At 63.0% G+C, this 19,673-nt stretch carries 15 protein-coding genes; 7 read left to right on the top strand and 8 right to left on the bottom strand.

Going from position 1 to position 19,673, the window contains the following annotated elements; translation table 11 throughout:
- The first annotated feature begins 632 nt into the window (after positions 1-632).
- The 6 genes from ACTNAU_RS10385 to ACTNAU_RS10360 all read left to right on the top strand — a co-directional run bounded on the left by ACTNAU_RS10385 (position 633) and on the right by ACTNAU_RS10360 (position 9,388).
- Positions 633-1,658, top strand: coding sequence for an ABC transporter ATP-binding protein (locus ACTNAU_RS10385; RefSeq protein WP_073261035.1), 1,026 nt, complete (start codon positions 633-635; stop codon positions 1,656-1,658).
- Complete coding sequence (locus ACTNAU_RS10380; RefSeq protein ID WP_021660029.1) at positions 1,658-2,365, top strand: ABC transporter permease; 708 nt, start codon at positions 1,658-1,660, stop codon at positions 2,363-2,365. The genes ACTNAU_RS10385 and ACTNAU_RS10380 overlap by 1 nt, the downstream gene beginning before the upstream one ends.
- A 15-nt stretch (positions 2,366-2,380) precedes the next feature.
- The gene (locus tag ACTNAU_RS10375; protein ID WP_441098383.1) at positions 2,381-3,847 is read left to right on the top strand and encodes a Gldg family protein; all 1,467 of its coding nucleotides are present in this window, start codon (positions 2,381-2,383) and stop codon (positions 3,845-3,847) included.
- The gene (locus ACTNAU_RS10370; protein WP_441098382.1) at positions 3,848-5,242 is read left to right on the top strand and encodes a DUF4340 domain-containing protein; all 1,395 of its coding nucleotides are present in this window, start codon (positions 3,848-3,850) and stop codon (positions 5,240-5,242) included.
- A 141-nt stretch (positions 5,243-5,383) separates the two neighbouring features.
- The gene (locus ACTNAU_RS10365; protein ID WP_441098381.1) at positions 5,384-7,546 is read left to right on the top strand and encodes a Tex family protein; all 2,163 of its coding nucleotides are present in this window, start codon (positions 5,384-5,386) and stop codon (positions 7,544-7,546) included.
- A 141-nt stretch (positions 7,547-7,687) separates the two neighbouring features.
- On the top strand, positions 7,688-9,388 hold the full coding sequence (locus ACTNAU_RS10360; protein ID WP_243164556.1) for a glycoside hydrolase family 13 protein: 1,701 nt from the start codon (positions 7,688-7,690) through the stop codon (positions 9,386-9,388).
- A gap of 63 nt (positions 9,389-9,451) precedes the next feature.
- On the opposite strand, the gene ACTNAU_RS10355 is transcribed toward ACTNAU_RS10360, so the two are convergent.
- Positions 9,452-10,396 (bottom strand): LysR substrate-binding domain-containing protein, encoded by a 945-nt coding sequence (locus ACTNAU_RS10355; RefSeq protein WP_185916781.1) that lies wholly within the window; start codon positions 10,394-10,396, stop codon positions 9,452-9,454.
- Between the two features lie 281 nt (positions 10,397-10,677).
- Here ACTNAU_RS10355 and ACTNAU_RS10350 point away from each other — a divergent pair, with 281 nt between their 5' ends.
- Entirely contained in the window at positions 10,678-12,162 is a 1,485-nt protein-coding gene (locus ACTNAU_RS10350; RefSeq protein ID WP_185916782.1) for a cation:proton antiporter domain-containing protein, read from the top strand.
- A gap of 349 nt (positions 12,163-12,511) precedes the next feature.
- Here the strand turns inward: ACTNAU_RS10350 and ACTNAU_RS10345 are convergent, their stop codons facing one another.
- The 7 genes from ACTNAU_RS10345 to ACTNAU_RS10315 form a co-directional block, all read right to left on the bottom strand.
- Complete coding sequence (locus ACTNAU_RS10345; RefSeq protein ID WP_185916783.1) at positions 12,512-14,251, bottom strand: HAMP domain-containing sensor histidine kinase; 1,740 nt, start codon at positions 14,249-14,251, stop codon at positions 12,512-12,514.
- Positions 14,252-14,293: 42 nt separating this feature from the next.
- On the bottom strand, positions 14,294-14,992 hold the full coding sequence (locus ACTNAU_RS10340; protein WP_185916784.1) for a response regulator transcription factor: 699 nt from the start codon (positions 14,990-14,992) through the stop codon (positions 14,294-14,296).
- Between the two features lie 43 nt (positions 14,993-15,035).
- On the bottom strand, positions 15,036-15,713 hold the full coding sequence (phoU, locus tag ACTNAU_RS10335) for a phosphate signaling complex protein PhoU (RefSeq protein WP_021660039.1): 678 nt from the start codon (positions 15,711-15,713) through the stop codon (positions 15,036-15,038).
- Positions 15,714-15,792: 79 nt separating this feature from the next.
- Complete coding sequence (gene pstB / locus ACTNAU_RS10330) at positions 15,793-16,575, bottom strand: phosphate ABC transporter ATP-binding protein PstB (RefSeq protein ID WP_185916785.1); 783 nt, start codon at positions 16,573-16,575, stop codon at positions 15,793-15,795.
- Between the two features lie 78 nt (positions 16,576-16,653).
- Complete coding sequence (gene pstA / locus ACTNAU_RS10325; RefSeq protein WP_185916786.1) at positions 16,654-17,520, bottom strand: phosphate ABC transporter permease PstA; 867 nt, start codon at positions 17,518-17,520, stop codon at positions 16,654-16,656.
- Positions 17,517-18,458 carry a phosphate ABC transporter permease subunit PstC gene (pstC, locus tag ACTNAU_RS10320; protein WP_185916787.1) on the bottom strand — a complete coding sequence of 314 codons (942 nt, stop codon included), beginning with the start codon at positions 18,456-18,458 and terminating at the stop codon, positions 17,517-17,519. The genes pstA and pstC overlap by 4 nt, the downstream gene beginning before the upstream one ends.
- A gap of 162 nt (positions 18,459-18,620) precedes the next feature.
- On the bottom strand, positions 18,621-19,451 hold the full coding sequence (locus ACTNAU_RS10315) for a phosphate ABC transporter substrate-binding protein (protein WP_185916788.1): 831 nt from the start codon (positions 19,449-19,451) through the stop codon (positions 18,621-18,623).
- Positions 19,452-19,673: the final 222 nt, after the last annotated feature.

Raw genomic sequence — 19,673 nt, 5'->3', positions numbered from 1 at the left:
TTCTTTTTGTCAACCCCTTTTTTCTCCCCTCTCGGTTCGAAATCCAGGGCTTACTCCTCGGAAACCGCACTCCCGTGCGCTTCCCTCGCGGACAGCTTTTGTATAATACCACAGCATGCAACCGCCTGTCAACCGCTTTTTCGAGAGTTTTCAAAAAAACTTTTCAGCTTGTCCCTAGAGTATTTTTTGACAGGTCAAAGCCCGGTCTCTCCCCTCAATTTATACCGGATGTAGAGTCCGGTCGAAGGGTGTCGACCCGACCTTGTCTGGCCCATTTAATAGGAAGACAAATGCAGACGGGTGGGGCGGATCGCTGTGACACGGGGAAAGTCTGCCCCCCATTGGCCAAAAATATGCACCCCCTTTTCCCTTTTGCAAAAAATGTTGGGACAAAGGGCGGCGGGCTTCACCCACTTTTCACAAAGGAATGGGGGCAAATTCATTGCCGAATGGGGGCAATTCGTATATAATGAGAAAGTGTATTCGGTGCGGCGGGGAGCCATTTCCCGCCGGCCGGTCCGCTGGCACAGCCGGGCAGAGACAAGGCGCCCCGGCGGCGGCAGGGCCGCAAACCACTCTATCAATACGGCCGGATGGGCGACCGCCCGGCCAGGAAAGGCGCGGTTATCAAGATGATAGAAGTCAAAAACCTCGTGAAGCAGTACGGCAGCAAGCGCGCTGTGGACGACATCAGCTTCACCATCAACAAGGGGGAGATCCTGGGCTTTTTGGGGCCCAACGGTGCCGGCAAATCCACCACCATGAACATGATCACCGGCTACCTCTCCTCCACCTCGGGGACCGTCCTCATCGACGGCCACGACATCCTGGAGGAGCCGCTGGAGGCGAAGAAGCACATCGGCTATCTGCCCGAGCTGCCGCCGCTCTACCTGGACATGACGGTGAAGGAGTACCTGGGCTTTGTCTACGAGCTGAAAAAGTGCACCCTGCCCCGGGAGCAGCACCTGGCGGAGATCTGCCGCACGGTGAAGATCGAGCACGTCTACGGGCGGCTGATCAAAAACCTCTCCAAGGGCTACAAACAGCGCGTGGGGGTGGCCGGCGCCCTGGTGGGCGCCCCCGACGTGCTGATTTTGGACGAGCCCACCGTGGGCCTTGACCCCCAGCAGATCATTGACATTCGCAACCTGATCAAAGACCTGGGGAAAAAGCACACCGTCATCCTCTCCTCCCACATCCTGCCGGAGGTGCAGGCCATCTGCGAACGGGTGATCGTCATCAACAAGGGCAAGCTGGTTGCCGACGACACGCCGGACAACCTCTCCCGCAGCCTGGCGGGCAACACCAAGCTGCAGGCGCGGATCGTCGGCCCCCAGAGCGAAGTGGTGGCCGCCGTCAGCGCCATGGACGGGGTGGCCCGGGTCCTGCCGCTGGGCGAAAAGACCGACGGCTCGGTGGAGTACACCATTGAGCCCGAGGAGGGCAAGGACGTGCGCGCCGGCCTCTTCGATCTGCTGAGCAAACAGGGCTGGCAGATGCTGGGCCTGAAGGGGAGCGAGATGTCCCTGGAGGACATCTTCCTGCACCTGATCCAGGACGACGCCCAGACCTCGAAAGAGGAGAAGAGCGAGGGCAAGAAGCGGCGCTTCTCCTTCGGCCGGAAGAAAAAAGAGACAGACGGAGGGGATGAGGAGTAATGAAAGCGATTTTCAAGCGGGAGTTCCGCGCCTATTTCACCTCGACCATCGGCTACATCTACCTGGCGGCCTTCTTCGCCTTTTCCGGCTTCCTCTTTTACAGCAACAACATCGCCGAAAAGACCACCAGCATGTACTCGCTGTTCACCTACCTCTTCAACGCAAACTTTGTCCTGGTGCCCATCCTCACCATGCGGATGTACAGCGAGGACAAAAAGCAGAAGACCGACCAGCTGCTGCTGACCTCCCCCGTGACCCTGGGAGGGCTGGTGGGGGGCAAGTTCCTCTCGGCCTTCAGCATGTACATGTGCGGCGGGGTGGTGACCCTGCTCTACGCCCTGGTGATGTCGGGCTACTCGGCCGTGCCGTGGGGGACCATCCTCACCTCCTTCCTGGGCTTTGCCCTGGCGGGGGCGGCGCTGATCGCCATCGGCGGCTTCATCTCGGCTTTGACGGAAAACCAGATCGTGGCGGTCATCATCAGCTTTATTTTCAACTTCTTCTACATCCTCTACTTCGACACCCTGGCCAAGGCGATCACTGTGACCCCCATCAGCAAGGCCATGCTGGGCCTTTCCATCACCCAGTACTACGCCAACTTCACCATCGGCCTCATCGACCTGCCGTCGGTGCTGTTTATGCTGACCCTGACCGGCCTGTTCATATTCTTCACCATTCGGATTATCGACAAGCGCCGCTGGAGCTGATAGGAGATGCAACCAATGAAGAAAAGCAAGAAATTTCGATACGGCAGCTTTGCCACCCTGCTCACCCTGGGCGTATTGGTCATCGCCATTGCGGTGAACGTGGCGGTGAACCTGTTGGGCCAGCGCGTCACCCTGCGGCTGGACACCACCGCCTCCTCCGCCTTCAACATCAGCGAAGAGGTGGACGAGCTGCTGGCAAACCTCGACCAGCCGGTGACCATCTACGTGCTCAACGACGAGGCCAACTTTGTGGCCGGCGGCACCGGCAACTCGGCCGCCAAAGACCCCAGCTTCACCCAGGCCAACGAGGTCTTTAAGTACTTTGCCAACGCCAACGACCAGATCACCCTGCAGTACGTCAACATGGTGCGCGACCCCAACTTCCAGTCGCAGTTCAGCGACCTGACCTTGCAGCAAAACGACGTGTTGGTGGTCAGCGGCGACCGGAAGATGCAGATCAGCTCGGTGGACCTGTTCAACACCCAGGTGGTGGCCAACAGCTACCTGCGGATCCTCTCCTCCAAGGCGGAGAACGCCCTGGCCTCGGCCATCCTGGTGGTCACCTCCGAAAACACCACCAAGGTCTCGCTGCTCACCGGGCACAACGAGTACGACGCCACCAGCGTCACCGAACTGCTGGGGCAGAACAACTACACGGTGAAGAGCCAGAACATCGGCACCGAGTCCATCGACCCCGAGGCCGACGCGGTCATCATCTACGGCCCCTCCACCGACTACTCGCCGGAGGAGATCGAAAAGCTGGACGCCTTTTTGCAAAACGGCGGGCAGTACGGCAAGACCGCCTTCTACTTTGCCGCCAACGACCAGCCCGAACTGCCCAACCTGGAGGCCTTTTTGGAGGAGTGGGGTATCATCGTCGAGCCGGGCGTGGCCTTTGAAAACGGCAGCAACTTCATCATTCAGGACCAGTTCAATGCCGTCAACGTCCTCAACAGCGACTCGGTCTACACCGAGAACTGCCTCAACAAGGGCAAGGTGCCCTATATCCCCTACTGCCGGCCCCTGACCGCCGCTTTCAAAAACAGCGGCAGCCGCTCCACCACCATGCTGATCCGGATGTCTGCCGACTCGGGGATCATCCCGCCGGACGCGGACAAGAACGCCTCGATCACCGACTTTGTCACCGGCTACGTGCCCATCATGCTGCTGGGCCAGAACAAAGTCGAGGTGGGCGGCGAGCAGAAGACCTCCAACGTGGTGGTCTGCGGCAGCGTCTACTACGGCGCCAGCGAAATCATCCAGAACTCGGCCTTTGCCAACGCCGACTTCCTGGTGGAGTTGACCGGCACCCTCACCGGGCGGGACAGCCAGGTCATCATCGCCCCCAAGGACATGGCGGCCAAATACCTGGACATCGCCTCGGACGGGGCCAGCTTCATGCGCATCCTCTTCATCGGGGTGCTGCCGGTCGGCTGCCTGGCGGTGGGCGCCTTTGTCTTCCTTCGCAGGAGGCACCTGTAAATGAACAAACGCCAAAAGAAAACCCTGCTGATCCTGGGCGGGGTGGTGCTGCTGGCGGCGGTGCTGGTGTGCGCCCTGCTCCTCTGGCCCAAAGAGGGCGACGAGGAGGGGAGCAAGATCACCATCCCCTTGAGCCAGCGCACCGCCGACCAGGTGCAGAAGATCACGGTGGAAAACGAGCTGGGCAGCTACACCTTTGAGCGCACCGGCACCGAGGAGTGGACCGTTCCCCTGCTGCGGGACAGCGGGGTGCCCATCGACCGGACCGACCTGACCAACTGCGCCCGCTATGCGGCCGAGCTCTCGGCCGAGACCCTGGTGGCCGAGGACCTGGAAAAGGCCGCCGAGTTCGGGCTGGACGATCCCACTGCCTTTGCCACCATCGAATACACCGACGGCGGCAAGCTGGAGTTGGAGTTCGGCGATCCCTACACCGGGAACAACGGCTACTACTTCAAACTCAAAGGGGAAAACACCATCTACGGCATCAGCCTGGCGCCGGTCTCCTTTTTGACCGGGTCGGTCCTGGACTTTGCCGACCTCTACCTCTCCCCCTTTGACGACACCTCCAGCGACAACGTCACCAGCTTCCGCTTCACCAACAAAAACGGTGCCTTTGCGGTGGACAACATCGGCGACCAGAACGTCATCGACGGCTACGGCACCTACTACAAGTACCAGATGACCTCGCCGGTCACCGCCTACGTGGACCCGGAGTACTTTCACGAGACCTTTGCCGACTTGATGCGGATCCAGGCCTCTTCGGCCAAAATCCTGAACCCCACCGAAGGGCAGCTGGCCGACGCCGGGCTGGACGTCCCCATCTCCACCATCGAACTGGGGGAGGGCGAGGACTTCACCCGCATCCTCATCGGCAAGAAGGACGGCGACGGCTACTACGCCGTGAAAGAGGGCATCCCGGTGATCTACCGGATAGCCGACTACGTGGTCACCTGGCTGGACTGCACCCCCTATCAGATGTCCACCAAGGCCCTCTGCGCCCCGTCCATGGATCAGGTGTCGGCGGTGGAGGTCGCCTTTGACGGGGAGAACTATCGCTTTGACATTGCCGATGCGGCCCAGAACAAAGCCTCCTATGGGGGAAAAGAGCTGAACGCCGCCTCCTTTAAGGACGCCTATAAGCTCTTTTGCAGCCTGCGCAGCGAGTACACCGCCGACGCGCCCGACCGCATCGGCGAGACAGAGGTGCAGATCACCTTCCACCTGAAAGACGGCAGCACCCGCCGGGTGGAGCTGTGCAGCTATGAAAACCGGCGCCTGGCGGTGCGGGTGGACGGCAGCGCCCAGTACGCGGTCCGCAAGGCCGCCGGCGACGCCATGAAAAACGGGGTCAAGGCCCTGATCGCCGGCGAGGCGGTCACCGCCGCTTACTAGAGACCCCCTTCCGGCGACCCCGCCGGAGTATATTCCCCACAAGCCCTGACAAAGGGGCGGCCGCTGTTCGGCATTCTGCCGCCGGCCGTCCCTTTTTTGCGGGCTGCGGGGCAGAGAGCCAGAGAGAAGGGACGGGAGAAGATGGACATCAACCAGAGATTGGGCGCCGAGCTGTCGGTGGCCCCCAAACAGGTGGAGGCGGCTGTCAAGCTCATCGACGACGGCAACACCATCCCCTTTATCGCCCGCTACCGCAAGGAGCAGACCGGGAACCTGGACGACCAACTGCTGCGCCAGTTGGCCGAGCGGCTGCACTACCTGCGGGGGCTGGAGGAGCGCAAGGGGGAGGTGCTGGCCTCCATCGAAAAGGCGGGGGCCCTCACCGGGGAACTGCGCCGGGCGGTGGAGGGGGCCAACACCCTCACCGAGTTGGAGGACCTCTACCGCCCCTACCGGCCCAAGCGGAGGACCCGCGCGTCGATGGCCAAGGAGCGGGGGCTCGCCCCCCTGGCGGATACCCTGCGCAGCGGGAAGCGGCCAGACGGCCGACCCGGCGGCCCCGCCCTGGACGAGGCGCGGGCCTACTGCACCGGGGAGGAGGGGCTCGCCACCCCCGAAGAGGTCCTGCAGGGGGCCATGGACATCCTGGCAGAGGAGATTTCGGACGACCCGACCATCCGCCGCCGGCTGCGGCAGTTTTTCACCGCGGCGGCCGCCCTCTGCTGCGAGGGGAAGGAGGGCTGCGCCGAGAGCGTCTACAAAAACTACCTGTCCTACCGGGAGCCGGTGCGCGCGGTGGCGGGGCACCGGGTGCTGGCCATCGACCGGGGCGAGAAAGAGGGGTTTTTGAAGGTCTCGCTGGACTTCGACCGGGACAGGGCCCTGGCCATCGCCCAGAGCAAATACCCCGAGGAGCGCCACCCCTACGGCGAGCTTCTCCGCCGGGCCGGGGAGGACGCCTTTGACCGGCTGATCCTGCCCTCCGCCTTTAGGGAGCTGCGGGCCGCCCTCACCGAGACGGCCTGCCAGGGGGCCATCCGGGTCTTTGGGGCCAACCTGAAACAGCTGCTGATGCAGCCCCCGGTGCGGGGCAAAGTGGTGCTGGGGTTGGACCCGGCCTACCGCACCGGCTGCAAGATCGCGGTGGTGGACGCCACCGGCAAGGTGCTGGAGACAGCGGTGGTCTACCCCACCCCGCCCCAGAAAAAGGTGGCCGAGGCGGCCCGCACCCTGCTGGGCCTCATCCGCCGCTACGGGGTGGAGGTCATCTCCATCGGCAACGGCACCGCCTCCAAGGAGTCAGAACTCTTTGTGGCCGACCTGATCCGGGAGAACGGGCTGGATGTCTCCTACGCGGTGGTGAGCGAGGCGGGGGCCTCGGTCTACTCGGCCTCCCCCCTGGCGGCAAAGGAGTTCCCCCAGTTCGACGTCTCCCTGCGCAGCGCTGTCTCCATCGCCCGGCGGCTGCAGGACCCGCTGGCTGAGCTGGTGAAGATCGACCCCGAGTCCATCGGCGTGGGGCAGTACCAGCACGACATGCCCAAAAAGGAGCTGCGCCAGGCCCTGGAAGGGGTGGTGGAGGACTGTGTCAACACCGTGGGGGTGGATCTGAACACCGCCTCCCCCTCCCTGCTGGCACAGGTGTCAGGCATTTCGGCCGCTGTGGCCCAGAACATCGTCGCCCGGCGAGAGGAGCTGGGCCCCTTTGCCGAACGGCGGGACCTGCTGGCGGTGCCCAAACTGGGGCCCAAGGCCTACAAGCAGGCGGCGGGATTTCTGCGCATCCCCGGCGGCAAAAACCCGCTGGACCAGACCGCCGTCCACCCGGAGAGCTACCCCGCCGCCAAGAAGCTGCTGGCCCTCTGCGGCTACAAACCGGCCCACCTGGCAGGCGGCGGTCTGGAGGGTCTGGGGGAAAAGCTGGCTACCTTTTCGGAGGAGGCGCTGGAGGCGGCCACCGGCGCCGGGTCCTACACCCTAAAAGACATTGCCCAGGAGCTGCAAAAGCCGGGGCGGGACCCCCGGGACGAGCTGCCCCAGCCGGTCTTGCACCAAGATCTGATGGACATCAAAGACCTGAAGCCGGGGATGAAACTCACCGGCACGGTGCGCAACATCGTCGATTTTGGCGCCTTTGTGGACATTGGGGTCCACCAGGACGGGCTGGTGCACATCTCCCGCCTCTCCAAGCGGTTTGTCAAACACCCGCTGGACGTGGTGAAGGTGGGGGACGTGGTCACCGTTTGGGTGCTGGAAGTGGACACCGGCCGAGGGCGGATCTCCCTGACCATGTTGGAACCCTGACGGCAGGGGTCGAAAATTCACCCAAAGCGCTTGACAGGCGGCGCAAACTCCCGTTTAATGGGGGTAGAGAGATTTAGGGCAGGCAGAGGCCCCCTCTGTCATCACCTGAAGAGAGTCTATTCTTTTTAGGAGGAACAGCCAATGGAAACCAACAAGAGACTGATGCAGGACCCCGACTGGTGGCGCAGCGCCACCGTCTACCAGATCTATCCCCGCAGCTTCTTCGACTCGGACGGAGACGGCGAGGGCGATCTGGCGGGCATCTCCCAAAAACTCGATTACATCAAGAGCCTGGGGGTGGACGTGGTCTGGTCCTGCCCCTACTTTGTGAGCCCTAAGGCGGACAACGGCTACGACGTGGCCGACTACCGGGCCATCGACCCGGCCTTTGGCACCATGGAGCAGTGGCAGGAGATGGTGGACGGCATCCACGCCCGGGGGATGCGCTTTGTGATGGACTTTGTGGGCAACCACACCAGCGACGAGCACCCCTGGTTCGAGGCGGCCCGCCAGTCCAAGGACAGCCCCTACCACGACTACTACATCTTTAGGGAGGGGAAAAATGGGGCCGAGCCCTCCAACTGGGCCTCGGTCTTCGGCGGCAGCATCTGGGAGTACAACCAGCCCACCGGCGAGTACTACCTGCACACCTTTGCCGTCAAGCAGCCTGACCTCAACTGGGAGAACCCCAAAGTGGTGGACGAGGTGGTGGACATCCTCAAGTTCTGGGTGGACAGAGGGGTGGACGGCTTTCGGCTGGACGCCATCAACTACCTCTACAAGGAGCCGGATTTCCCCGACGTGGAGCCGATGTCCGGCAGCAAGTACGGCTTTGCCAACCAGCACTACGCCAACAAGCCCCGGGTCAACGAGCACTTCCGCGACCTGAACGAGCGGGTGTTCGGCAAGTACGGGATGATGACGGTGGCCGAGGTGGCCTACGTGGACATGGAGACCGCCCGCCAGTACTGCGGACCCGACCGGCGGGAACTGAACATGCTCTACCTCTTCGACCTGCTCAACATCGACCAGGAGGGCTTTGACAAGTTCTCCCCCAAGCCGCTGGACCTGCCCCTCTTTAAAAAGACGGCGCTGGAGTGGCAGCAGGGGCTGCACGGCCAGGGCTGGCAGGCCCTCTTCATGGACAACCACGACCAGCCCCGGGCCGTCTCCCGCTTTGGGGACGACGGGGTCTACTGGAAGGAATCGGCCAAGATGCTGGCCAACTGCTTCTACATGATGCAGGGCACCCCCTACATCTTCCAGGGCGACGAGATCGGGATGACCAACGTCCACTACGACAGCGTGGAGAAGTTCCGGGACGTGGAGGTCTTCAACACCTACGAGGAGCGCAAGGCCGCCGGCGAGAGCGACGAGGCCCTGCTGAAGGTCTTCTGCGACCGGGCGCGGGACAACGGCCGCACCCCCATGCAGTGGGACGACAGCGAGAACGCCGGCTTCACCGCCGGCACCCCCTGGATCGAGGTCAACGACAACTACCGCAAAATCAACGTGGCCAGCCAGGAGGGGGACCCGGACTCGATCCTCAACTTCTACCGGGAGCTGATCGCCAAGCGCAAACAGTGGGACGTGATCGCCTACGGGGACATGGAGCTCTACCACCCCGACTGCGATAAGACCTTCGGCTACATCCGCCGGTTTGAGAACCAGGCCCTCTTCTGCCTCTCCAACTTCACCGGGGAGGAGATCGAGTTTCACCTGCCGGAGGAGTTCTTGAGCGATCGCACCTCGGTGCTGCTGCAAAACTACCCTGGGCTGGTGATCGCCCCGGTCATCACCCTGCGCCCCTATGAGTCCTTTACCCTGGTAAAAGAGGACTAAGCCCCTTTTCCGAACACAAAAAAGCCCTCCTTCCGCCGCGGCGGGAGGGGGGCTTTTTCTCTTTTACATGGGGTGGGCGGGGGGAAGGCCCTCCAGCCCCACCGCCAGGTCGGACTGCCCGGCCTGGATGGCGTTGTAGATGCTGCGCAGCTCCTCCAGTATCTCGGTGTGGGAGAACTCCTTGCGGTGCACCATGTTGATCTTGCGGGCCATGCTGGCGTTCTCGATGGGGACCACCGCCAGCCGGCCGCTGCGCTCCTCCTCGACACAGGCGCTGTGGCCGATGACCGAGACCCCCAGGTTGAGGGCCACCAGCTCTTTGATGGTGGCAACGTTGTCGATTTGGATGATGACGTTGAAGTTTTGGATGCTCTCGAAGTGGCCCTGAAGATAGCTCTCGAAGAGGCGGCGGGTGCCGGCGCTCTGGGAGCGGAGGATGAACTTCTCGCTTTTGAGCTCTTCCAGGCCGACGCTGCTGCGCTGGGCAAACCGGTGCTGGGGGGAGACCACCAGGCAGAGGTAGTCGGTGTCCAGCAGCACCGACACAAAGGAGGGGCCGTAGATGTCCCCCTCGATGATGGCGATGTCGGCGGCAAAGGTGTGCAGCATATTATCAATTGTATTTATGGTGTCGGTAATGATATTAATGTGCATGTTGGGGTGGCGGTTGCAGTAGGTGGCAATGACCTGGGGCAACAGATTCTCCCCCACGGTGGGGGTGATGGCGATAGTCAGGTGTTTGATGTTTTTGCGGCTGTCTTTGAGCGCCTGGTCGGCTGCGGCGGAGACAGCCCAGGCGCGGCGGGCGTATTTCTCCAAAATCAGCCCTTCCGGTGTCAAAACTAGCTTTTTTTTGTTTTTGTAGAAGATTTGAATGCCGTATTTCTGTTCCAACATCTGAATGTGATGGCTGACGGCCGGCTGGGTCAGGGCCAGCTTTTTGGCAGCAGCGGTGTAGCTGCCCTCGTCGATGACCCGCAGCAGGGTGATGATTTTGGTGTCGAGCACGGCGGATGTCCCCCTCTCTCTGGCGATCGAGCGATCTATTATCAATTGTATTTATATGACCTACACAAAATATAATTTGATATTATCACACTTCCGACATATAATCAACGTACAGAGATGAATTGTAAAATTCATGTAAAGTTTTTGTCTTCTGGGGCCCTGTGCTGGGGCCGATGAACAGACCGGGCCGCTGTGCCCGGTCTGCCCTGCTTTATTCGCCGCCTCTCTGGCGCCTTTTATACAACCCCACCTCAACCCTCTTATAAAAGGAGATGTGTCCCATGCTGGAAAACCTGCTGCAAACCAATCCCGCCGCCGCCATCGTGCTGACCTTGGCGGTCATCCTCTTTGCCGGCTTCGCCTTTACCCGGCTCACCAAGCGGTTGCACCTGCCCAACGTCACCGGCTACATTCTGGCCGGCGTGCTGCTGGGCCCCTACGTGCTGGGGGTGGTGCCCGCCGAGATGGTCACCCGGATGGACTTTGTCACCGACGTGGCCCTGTCCTTTATCGCCTTTGACGTGGGGCGCTACTTCAAGCTCGCCGCCCTGAAAAAGAGCGGCGCCCAGGTGCTCATCGTCACCGTCTTTGAATCCCTGATCGCCGGGGTGGTCATCACCCTGACCATGATCTTCCTCTTCCACCTGTCCATCCCCTTCTCCCTGCTGCTGGGGGCCATCGGCTGTGCCACGGCGCCGGCCTCCACCATCATGACCATCAAGCAGTACAAGGCCAAGGGCGAGTTCGTCAACATGATTTTGCAGGTGGTGGCCCTGGACGACGCAGTGGCCCTCATCGCCTTCAGCATCTGCGCGGCCCTGGCCCAGAACATGGAGGGGGGCAGCCTGGACTGGTCGGTGCTGATCCTGCCGGTGATCTTCAACCTGGTGGCCATCGCCATGGGCTCCCTCAGCGGCTTTATCCTCAACATCTTCATCAGCGATCGGCGCTCCAACTACCACCGGCTGGTGCTGGTGACCGGGTTTATCCTGGGGCTCTCCGGCCTCTGCATGCTGCTGGGGGTCTCTCCCCTGCTGACCTGCATGGCCATGGGGATGGTCTACGTCAACGTCAGCCACAGCAAAAAGCTCTTTAAGCAGGTCGGCGGTTTTACCCCGCCCATCCTGCTGATGTTCTTCGTCCTCTCCGGGCTGCGGCTCAACGTGCCCTCCCTGGCCACCGCCGGGGTGATCGGGGTGGTCTACTTCTTTGTCCGCATCTTCGGCAAGTACCTGGGCGCCTGGCTGGGCGCCAAGATCGGCCGCTCTTCCGACGACATCCGCAAATACCTGGGGCTGGCCCTGGTGCCCCAGGCGGGGGTCTCCATCGGCCTGGCCGTCCTCGGTCAGCGGATGCTGCCGCCCGACATGGGCACTATGCTCTCCACCATCATCCTCTCCTCCGGGGTGATGTACGAGATGGTGGGTCCGGCCTGCGCCAAGCTCTCGCTGCACCTGAGCCACTCCATCCCCGAGGGGGAGACCCCGCTGGAAGAGGGAGCGCCTGCGCCCGCCAGTCCCTGGGCCCAGCGCCGGGCCGCCCGGCTGCAAAAGCGGGCCCAGCGGGCAGAGGCCGCCCGGCTGCGGGCGGAGGAAAAGGCCGCCGCCCTGCGGCTGAAGGCCCAGCTCCAGTGGGAGGCCGCCCACCTGGGAGAGGAGCCGCTGCCCCTGGCCAACACGCCCGAAACGCCGCTTGTCCCCCTGCCGCCCGCCGGCAAGGAGAAGGAGAAGAAAAAGGCCAAGGGCAAAACCCCCGCCCACGCCTAAAGGGGCGGGGCTCCCCTCTCGGCATTCCCGCGTTTGCAGCGGTCAGCGCCACAGCCCACCCGCCGCCAAAAACAGACCTCCCCCAAACAGGGGGCCAAAAGTCCCGCCACAAGGCAGACTTTTGGCCCCCTGTTTTTTGTCATTCACCGATAAAGGGGCTCTCCCCTTTAGTGCCTTGTCCTGGCGCTCTCCTCTGCGGCGATCAAAAATGGGACAGCTCCAAAGAGGCCTCCGCGCAGCAGGGCGTTGCGACGGGAAAGCACCGCGGCAGGGCGCACCGTCGCGCCCACAAGCAGCGTTTCACTGCCCCTGCAAGTTTTTTGAATCGGCGCGCAGAGGCGGACTTCCTCTATCGCTCCCGCCGGAGGACCGCAGTGACGGTCGTCCCCCTACCCTCGGCGCTCTGGATGTCCACCCGGCCGCCGTAGAGGGCGCAGATGTGCTTGACGATGGCCAGCCCCAGGCCAGTCCCCCCCACCTTTTTGTTTCGGTCCTTCTCCACCCGGTAAAATCGCTCGAACACCCGGCTCAGGTGGGCGGCGGGGATGCCGACACCGGTGTCCTCCACGGCGATCTGCACCTCTTCGGGCAGGGCGGTGAGCAGCACCCGCACCGAGCCACCGGGGCGGTTGTACTTGACGGCATTGTCGCAGAGGTTGCCGATCAGGTCCTCCATGTCCTTTTTGGAGCCCCAGAGCCGCAGGTCGTCGCCCCGACTGGCCATTTCCAGGGAAATGCCCTGCCGGTCGGCCACCGGCTGCAGCCGCTCCATCACCTCGCCGGCCACCGCCTCCAGGTCCACCAGTTCGTTGCGGGGCACCTCCCCCTCCTCGTAGCGGGAGATTTTGAGGATGTCGCCGATGAGCTCGGCCATCCGCCCGGTCTCCTTTTCGATGTTGTGGAGATAGCGCTGGCGGGTCTCCTCCTCGGTGACCATCCCGCTCTGCAGCAGCTGGGCAAACCCGCCGATGGAGGTGATGGGGGTCTTGAGCTCGTGGGAGGCGTTTTGGAAGAACTCGCTGCGCATCTGCTGGCGGCGGCGCTCCTCGGTCACGTCCCGCAGCACCACAATGGCGCCCTGTCCCCCCTCGATCCAGTCGGCCTGTACCGGGAGGACGCTGCAAAGCAGGGCCTTTTCCCCCTCTCGGTCGTCCAGGTCAAAGGCAGAGCCGAGGGATTCGGGCCCCTCCACCGCCGCCAACACCGCGTCGATGAGGGCCTTGTTGGTGGTCAGGTGGGAGATGGTCTGCCCCGCCACCCGGCCCGGCGGCACCTGCAAAAAGGCGGCCGCCGCCCGGTTGACGGTGATGACCCGGGTGTCTTTGTCCAGGGCCAGCAGCCCCTCCTGCACATTGTCCAGCAAAAAGAGGGTCTTCTGCCGCTCCCCCCGCAGGTCTTTCAGGGTGTGGTCGATGTTCTCCGAAAGGGTGTTGATGCTGACCACCAGGGAGGCCAGCTCGTCGCAGTCGGGCAGGGGGAGGCGGCTGTAATCGCCGTTGTCGATGTTTTGCAGCCCCTCCACGATCTCCTCCACCGGGCGGGCGATCTTCTTGGCCACCACCTTGGCCCCCAGGGCGGAGAAGAGGACGGCGGCGAGGATGCTGATGACCGCCGCCGGGAGGATGCTGACAAAGGCCTGGTTAAGGCTTCTCACCCGCACCGAGGCGCGGTAGATATAGCCGTTGTCCGCCTGGACCGCCACATAGCGCAAACGGCCCTTCAGGGTGTCCGACCAGCGCTCGGAGACGCCGACGCCGCTCTTCTTGGCCTCGGCGATCTCCTCGCGGTCGCCGTGGTTTTCCATGGTGGCCGGGTCCTCGTGGGAGTCCCCCACCACCCGGCCGCTCTGGTCGACAATGGTCAGCCGGGCGCCGTCGTAGTTGCTGGAAAAGGTCCTCGCCGCCCGGTTGAAGTCCTCGGTGGAGGTCTGCCCCTGGGCGTTTTCGGAGAGCGCCCGCAGTCCGCTGACTACCGAGGCCACCTGCTCGTCCTTTCTCTCCCGCTGCAAAATCGCCACCGACACCGCTGAGCAGAGGAGGATGGCCACCGTGCAGAGGAGGAGGGTCTTGCGAAAGATCTCTTTTTTCATCGGCTTTCCTCTCCCTCTCGCCGTCTCTCTCGATTGCAGGTCCTATTCGGCAATGAACTTGTAGCCCACCGAGCGGACCGTCTTGATGTACTTGGGGTTTTCCGCCGTGTCCCCCAGCTTTTGGCGCAGGGAGCGGATGTGCATGTCCAGGGTGCGGGTCTCGCCGATGTAGTCATATCCCCAGACCCGGTTGAGGATCTCCTCCCGGGGGAGGGCGATGCCGGCGTTTTTCATCAGCAGGGCCAGGAGTTTGAACTCCTTGTTGGTGAGTTCCACCTCCCGCTCGCCCTGGCGCACCTCCACCCGGCCGGTGTCCAGCCGCAGGTCCGCCGCGCAGAGCACCTCTGGCCCCTCTTGGGGCCCGCCGCTGCGGCGGAGGACGGCCTTTACCCGGGAGGAGAGCTCGAGGATGCCAAAGGGCTTGGTGATGTAGTCGTCGGCCCCCAGATCCAGCCCCCGCACCTTGTCGATCTCGGCGTCCTTGGCGGTCACCAAAATCACCGGCACCCGGGCGGTGAGGCCGTGCTCCCGCAGCTCCTTCAGGGTCTCCAGCCCGTCTTTGACCGGCATCATGATGTCGAGGATGACCAGGTCGGGGATGGTCCCCTCCCGCTGGATCTGGTTTAAAAGGGCCTCGCCGTCGGGAAACTCAAAGGCGTCAAAGCCAAAGCTCTCCAGGGTGCACCGGATCAGTTCGCGAATGCCGCCGTCGTCCTCCGCAATGTAGATGCGCTGTTTCAAAATCAGGCCTCTCCTTTCCCCTTCGCACCCGTAGCCGGGCGCGCTACCTCTCTTCGTTTAGCTCCTCGGACTGGTGAACGCCGGTGACCAGGTACTCGACCCACTCGCAGACGTTGACCGCGTGGTCACCGATGCGCTCCATATATTTGGCCACCATCAGCACGTCGATGGCCTGGTCGGCCGCCTCGCCGGCGGCGCCGCTGCGCAACAGCTCGATGAGCTCGTCCTTCACCCGGCCGAAGAGGGCGTCCATCTCGTCGTCCCGCCGGATGGTGGCCTGGGCGGCGGCCAGGTCCTGGCGGACAAAGGCGGAGATGCTGCTCTCCACCATCTCCCGGGCCACCCGCTCCATGGCGGGGATGTGCCCCACCATCCCAATCAGCTCCTGACCGGTAAAGCGGTGGCTCAAGTTGGCGATGTCGGCCGCCTGGTCGGCGATCCGCTCCAGGTCGGTGATCATCTTGAGGGCCGCAAAGACGCTGCGAAAGTCCCGCGCCACTGGCTGCTGGCGCATCAGCAGCCGCAGACAGGTCCGCTCGATCTGTTGCTCCATGTCGTCGATGGCCTTGTCGCCGGCCACCACCCGCTCCGCCAGGTCGCCGTCTCGCTCCATGAGGGCGCGGATCCCCTCCTCGATGGCCTTCTGTACCATCCCGCCCATCTGCACCAGATCCAGGTGCAGGGCTTCCAGCTGTCTGTCAAAATTGCTTCGCGTCGTCAATCTGGGCTCTCCTCCTTCTCAGTATACCGAAACGGGCGTTCCACCGCAATCGCTGCGGCCACTTTTTGGGGCGCGGCCATCATCCAAAGCGGCCGGTGATGTACTCCTCGGTTTTTTTGTCCCGCGGCATGGAAAAAATCTGCTCGGTCTCGCCGTACTCCACCATCTCCCCCAGCAGGAAAAAGGCGGTGCGGTCGGAGATGCGGCTGGCCTGCTGCATGTTGTGGGTGACGATCACCACCGTATACCGCTCTTTGAGGCTGCTCATCAGCTCCTCGATCTTCATGGTGGAGATGGGGTCGAGGGCCGAGGTGGGCTCATCCATCAGCAGGATGTCGGGCTGCACCGCCAGGGCGCGGGCGATGCACAGCCGCTGCTGCTGCCCGCCCGAGAGCCCCATGGCCGACTTTTTGACCCGGTCCTTCACCTCGTCCCAGAGGGCCGCCCCCCGCAGGCTCTCCTCCACAATGGCGTCGAGCTGGCGGCGGCCCTTGATCCCGTGGCAGCGGGGGCCGTAGGCGATGTTGTCGTAGATGCTCATGGGAAAGGGGTTGGGTTTTTGAAAGACCATCCCCACCGCCTTGCGCAGCAGGGTCACGTCCACCCGGGGGTCGTAGATGTTCTGCCCGCCGATGCACACTTCGCCGGTGATCTTCACCCCGTCCACCAGGTCGTTCATCCGGTTGAGGGTCTTTAAAAAGGTCGATTTGCCGCAGCCGGAGGGGCCGATAAAGGCGGTGATCTCGTTGGGGTAGATGTCCATATTGACGTTTTTCAGGGCCTGGCTCTCCCCGTAGTAGAGGTTTAGGTCCCTGACCGAAATGCCGCCCAGCTCGCCGGTGCGCGCTGCCTCATTGCTCATACTTTTTCCCGCCTTTCTCGTCTGCCGGATACCCCGGCTGGCCAAACTCCGCTTTGCCCCCCAGCGGGGCCGCTCCCGTCAACTCTTCTTCTCCCTTCTGCCCGCGCCGCCCAAAACCATGGTGAGGGCGTTGATGGCAAGCACCAGCAAAACCAGGATGGAGGCGATGGCAAAGGCCAGGTCAGCGCTCTCCCCCCGCCCCATGGCGTAGGTGTAAAGGGCCACGGTGAGGGTGCCGCCGGAGGAGGCCAGCTGGCTGAAGAGCCCGCCGGTGAGCTTGTCGCCGATGCCGGCGGTGAAGATCAGGGCCGCCGACTCCCCCACGATCCGCCCCACGCTCAAGATGATGGAGCTGATGATGCCGGCCTTGGCCGTGGGCAGCAAAACCGTCTTGATGGTGTGCCACTTGGTGGCCCCCAGGCCGATGGCCCCCTCGCGAAAGCTGTCGGGCACCGCCTTGAGCGCCTCCTGCGTGGTGCGGATGACGGTGGGCAGCAGCATAATCATCAGGGTGAGGGCGCCGGCGATGATGGAGGTCTGCAGTTTGAGCACCGTGACAAAGAACATCAGGCCAAAGAGGCCGTAGATGATGGAGGGGATGCCGGCCAGGGTCTCCACCGTGAACTCGATGAGGCGCACCACCCGGCCGCCCCGGGCGTACTCGTTGAGGTAGATGGCCGCGCCGATGCCCACCGGAACTGAGAAAAGCAGGCTGGTGGCGATCATCAGCAGGGTGTTGACGATGTTGGGGAGGATGCCGATGGTCCCCTTGAGGACGCTGGGAGAGGAGGTGAGAAACTCCCAGCTGATGGAGGGGAGCCCCCGCGCGAAGATATAGCCCACCATTGCCACCACCAGGGCCGCGGTGGAAAAGGCACAGAGGTAGATGACCCCCTGGAGGAGGTGTTCGCCGACGCGGCGCCGGCGCCTGGTCAAGTCTCTCATCGCCGCTCCTCCTTGCTGTCTGATTTGATGATGCGGTTGAGGACAATGTTGATTGCCATAATAAAGACAAACAGCACCAGCCCAATGCCGAAGAGCGCCTCCCGGTGCAGGCCACCGGCATACCCCATCTCCATGGCGATGCCGGTGGTCAGCAGCCGCACGCTCTGAAAGAGAGCGGGCATGTTGACGGCGTTCCCCGCCACCATGATCACCGCCATGGTCTCCCCCACCGCCCGGCCGATGCCCAGGACGATCCCCGCCGCGACCCCCGATTTGGCCGCCGGCAGCACCACCTTAAAGATGGTGCGCACCCGGGTGGTACCCATGGCGAGGGATGCCTCCCGGTACTCCTTGGGGACCGCGCGCAGGGCATTTTCGCTGATGGAGACGATGGTGGGCAGGATCATGACCGCCAGCACCAAAATGGCCGAGAAGAGGGAGGATCCGGAGGGCAGCCCGAACACCTTGGCCACCGCCGGCACCACCGCGATCATCCCCACCAAGCCGTAGACCACCGAGGGGATGCCGGCCAGCAAACTCACCATGGCCCGCAGCACCGAGGCTGTTTTTCCCCGGGCAAATTCCGCCAGGTAGATGGCGGTGAACAGCCCGATGGGCACCCCGATGAGCACCGCCCCCCCGGTCGCCAGCACAGAGGAGAGGATCATGGGGAGGATGCCGAAAGAGGGGTCTTTGGTGGTGGCGGTGGGGAACCACTCGGTGCCAAAGAGGAACTCGCCCACCCCGATTTTGCCGATGCCGGGGGCCCCCAGCGCCACCATGTAGACGGTGATCAGGACCACCGCCACCACCGACAGGCAGCCGCACACTTTAAAGATGCCGCTCATCAGCGACTCGGTCGCCCGCTGTCTGATTGCCCTGCGTCCGGTCAGGGGGGCCGACGCCCCTTCCGGCCGACTGGTCTTTGCGCTCGCCATCGCTCTTTCTCCTTTGCCGTCTCACGTGTCGCCACCCCCTCCCTTTTCAACCGCAAAATACGGACCTCTGTGCCGCGGGCAGTTGCCGGGCGAGTCCGCATTCTGCATTTGGAGGGGCTATGGGATTGTGGCTGTTGAACCTTTTTCGCGGTTTGGGGGACCCTACTTGATGGAGATCAGCTTCAGATGGGTAACGACCTCCTGGCCCTCATCGCTGACGGCCCAGGCCAAAAAGTCTTTGGTGGCCTGCGAGGCGTTGGGGCTGGACACCATCACGAAGGGACGCTTGAGGGAGTAGCTGCCGGACTTGGCATTCTCTTCGGTGGGCTCGGCCCCGTCGATTTTCAGCCCTTTGACGGTGTTGTCCAGGGCGGACATGGACACATAGCCGATGGCGCCGGCGGTGGAGGACACCTTGGTTTTGACCGCGCCGGTCTCGTTGAGCTCCTCGGCGTACTTGCAGGCGTCTTCAATGCCCAGCAGCTCTTCAAAGGCGCCCCGGGTGCCGGAGCCGGCCTCACGGCCCATCACCACGATGGCCGCGTCCTCGCCGCCCACCTCTTTCCAGTTGGTGATCTCGCCGGTGAAGATTTTTTTCAGCTGGTCGGCGCTCAAGTTCTCGACCTTGTTCTGGGCGTTGGCGATGACGGCGATGCCGTCGATGGCCACCACCGTCTCGGTCAGGCCCTTGGCCTTCTCGTCGTCCTTGAGGTCGCGGGAGACATTGCCGATGTCGGAAACGCCCTCCGCCACATTCTTAAAGCCGACGGAGGAACCGCCCACCTCAACGGTGATGGTGGCACCGGTCTTCTCGCCGTAGGCCTCCGAAAAGCCCTTGGCCAATTCCTCCATCGAGGTGGAGCCGGACATCTTGATGGTCTTGGGGGTGCTGTCTGCAGAGCTGCCGCCCTGGTCTCCGGCGTCGCTGCCGCACCCGGCAAAAGCAGTCAGGGCGATGGCGGCCACCGCCAACAGCGCAATGATTTTTTTCATGGTCTCTCTCCTCACTTCTCACGTCATATCTGGTTTCTTTCTATGGCTCTATTGTAAATCGGCGCAGGGGTGGCCAACACCCCGTTTGGGTAAAGGGTTTGTAAAAGCCGGGTAAAGCAGCTATCCTGCACGCCCTCCCGTCACCGCCAGTTTACCCCGCCTTGACAGACGCCATTCCCTTTCCCCTGTCAAGCCCTGCCGAACAGGGAAAAAAGGGGCCGC

It is taken from the genome of Bittarella sp. HCP28S3_D9, assembly GCF_052065655.1.
Taxonomy (GTDB): Bacteria; Bacillota; Clostridia; order Oscillospirales; family Ruminococcaceae; genus Bittarella; species Bittarella massiliensis.
This window is presented reverse-complemented; position numbering and strand designations above follow the sequence as displayed.

Excerpts from the sequence above, each read along its gene's own strand:
- ACTNAU_RS10385 (WP_073261035.1), top strand. The coding sequence starts at position 633 with ATGATAGAAGTCAAAAACCTCGTGAAGCAGTACGGCAGCAAGCGCGCT.
- ACTNAU_RS10380 (WP_021660029.1), top strand. The coding sequence starts at position 1,658 with ATGAAAGCGATTTTCAAGCGGGAGTTCCGCGCCTATTTCACCTCGACC.
- ACTNAU_RS10375 (WP_441098383.1), top strand. The coding sequence starts at position 2,381 with ATGAAGAAAAGCAAGAAATTTCGATACGGCAGCTTTGCCACCCTGCTC.
- ACTNAU_RS10370 (WP_441098382.1), top strand. The coding sequence starts at position 3,848 with ATGAACAAACGCCAAAAGAAAACCCTGCTGATCCTGGGCGGGGTGGTG.
- ACTNAU_RS10365 (WP_441098381.1), top strand. The coding sequence starts at position 5,384 with ATGGACATCAACCAGAGATTGGGCGCCGAGCTGTCGGTGGCCCCCAAA.
- ACTNAU_RS10360 (WP_243164556.1), top strand. The coding sequence starts at position 7,688 with ATGGAAACCAACAAGAGACTGATGCAGGACCCCGACTGGTGGCGCAGC.
- ACTNAU_RS10350 (WP_185916782.1), top strand. The coding sequence starts at position 10,678 with ATGCTGGAAAACCTGCTGCAAACCAATCCCGCCGCCGCCATCGTGCTG.
- ACTNAU_RS10345 (WP_185916783.1), bottom strand. The coding sequence starts at position 14,251 with ATGAAAAAAGAGATCTTTCGCAAGACCCTCCTCCTCTGCACGGTGGCC.
- pstB (WP_185916785.1), bottom strand. The coding sequence starts at position 16,575 with ATGAGCAATGAGGCAGCGCGCACCGGCGAGCTGGGCGGCATTTCGGTC.
- pstA (WP_185916786.1), bottom strand. The coding sequence starts at position 17,520 with ATGAGAGACTTGACCAGGCGCCGGCGCCGCGTCGGCGAACACCTCCTC.
- pstC (WP_185916787.1), bottom strand. The coding sequence starts at position 18,458 with ATGGCGAGCGCAAAGACCAGTCGGCCGGAAGGGGCGTCGGCCCCCCTG.
- ACTNAU_RS10315 (WP_185916788.1), bottom strand. The coding sequence starts at position 19,451 with ATGAAAAAAATCATTGCGCTGTTGGCGGTGGCCGCCATCGCCCTGACT.